Source organism: Vibrio sp. Vb1554, assembly GCF_033344235.1.
The window spans coordinates 1-1,855 of sequence record NZ_JAWPOJ010000099.1; the positions used below are offsets into that span (position 1 = coordinate 1).

2 protein-coding genes are annotated in these 1,855 nt (G+C 48.7%); both read right to left on the reverse strand.

Features of this window, described 5'->3' with window-relative positions; all coding sequences use genetic code 11:
- On the reverse strand, positions 1-435 hold a 435-nt coding region (locus R8N28_RS23925; protein WP_318183509.1), incomplete at its 3' end, for an isocitrate/isopropylmalate family dehydrogenase.
- Between the two features lie 82 nt (positions 436-517).
- A partial coding sequence (gene leuA / locus R8N28_RS23930) for a 2-isopropylmalate synthase (protein WP_318183510.1) occupies positions 518-1,855 on the reverse strand: 1,338 nt, incomplete at its 5' end.

A 1,855-nucleotide genomic window follows, 5' to 3' on the forward strand; every position in this document is an offset into this window, starting at 1 on the left:
GATGCCGCCAGTTAATTCGCGTACGACGACAATATCAAAGCCGCGACCTGAGATGTCTGCACGTAGCGGTGAGAAAGCTTCTAGACCAGCGTGGATTTGCGCAGGTCGAAGGTTACAGAACAGTTGGAAGTGCTTACGTAGTGGCAGCAATGCACCGCGCTCTGGCTGGTCGTTTGGTGGCAAATGTTCCCACTTAGGGCCACCAACCGAACCAAATAGAACCGCGTCAGACTCTTCACACGCTGTTACCGTACTTTCTGGAAGTGGGCAACCATGATTATCGATAGCAATACCACCAACATCATGTTCTTCGCGCTCAAATGAGATGCCATGTTTTTGCTCGATAGCATTCAGAACTTTATGCGCTTGAGCCATCACTTCTGGGCCGATGCCGTCACCAGGAAGTACGGCAATTTTGTATGATTTGTCTGTCATGTTATTCCTTTAATCTTCTAATTTTTGAGCTTAATTATTTGAAATCGTGTTATTTGTCCCTGAGCGATAAAGCTCAGTATGACTATACCGTAGCAATCTTTTTCTGCTTCATCTCGGCAATGGTGTCTGCGCGATGGATGCTGTTGATAACATGCAATAGTGCTTGACCAGAAGCTTCTACGATATCGGTTGAAACGCCCGTACCGTGGTATTTTCTACCTTTGTAGTTGGCAATGATGTCTGCTTGACCTAGACCATCCTCACCTTCACCTTTTGCGGTTAGATCGAATTTATCTAGTACGATCTCGTAACCTGTCACGCGGTAGATACATTGGTATAGCGCATCAACCGGACCATTGCCGACCGCCGCTTCACACATTTCCGCATCACCACATTGCATCTTGATGCTGGTGGTTGCCATCACGCTGCCCGATTGCACGCTTAGGTAATTCAACTTGTAGAAGTCATCTTCTTCACGCAAGTTGGAGAAGTGCATTAGCGCTTCCAAATCGTAATCAAACACTTGGCCTTTACGGTCGGCCAGTTTCAAGAAGTCGGCGTACAGTGCGTCTAGGTTGTACTCATCTTCTTTATAACCCATGGAATCCATGTGGCTCTTCACCGCCGCTCGGCCGCTACGACTGGTTAGGTTAAGTGCTTGGTTCTTAAGACCAATCGACTCAGGCGTCATGATCTCGTAAGTGTTCTTGTTCTTTAACATGCCGTCTTGGTGGATACCTGAAGAATGGCTGAATGCATTGGCACCCACGACCGCTTTGTTGCTTTGGATCGGCATGTTGCACAGTTGACTCACTAACTTGCTAGTACGATGGATTTCTTCGTGTTTGATCCCCGTGCTTACGCCCAGAAGCTCTTGACGCGTCTTGATGATCATCGCGATCTCTTCTAGTGAGCAGTTACCCGCACGCTCGCCGATACCATTGATGGTGCCTTCAATTTGGCGAGCACCGGCTTGTACTGCTGCAATTGAGTTTGCGACCGACATGCCCAAGTCATCATGACAGTGCACAGAAATGATGGCCTTGTCGATGTTCGGCACGCGGTTGAAAAGCGTTTGGATGATGCCACCGAACTCGCTTGGCACTGTGTAGCCAACGGTATCGGGAATGTTGATGGTGCTTGCTCCAGCATCAATTGCGGCTTCAACCATGCGACATAGATTGTCGATTGGTGTTCGGCCTGCGTCTTCACAAGAAAATTCGACATCATCGGTGTAGTTACGCGCGTGTTTAACGGCGTTGACCGCCATTTCAAGTACGTCATCGTAACTGCGGCGTAGTTTGTCTTGAACGTGAATCGTGGAAGTGGCTAGAAAAGTGTGGATACGGAATTGGTCAGCAACTTTTAGCGCTTCAGCTGCGGCATCGATGTCTTTCGCAACGGCACGCGAAAGGGCACA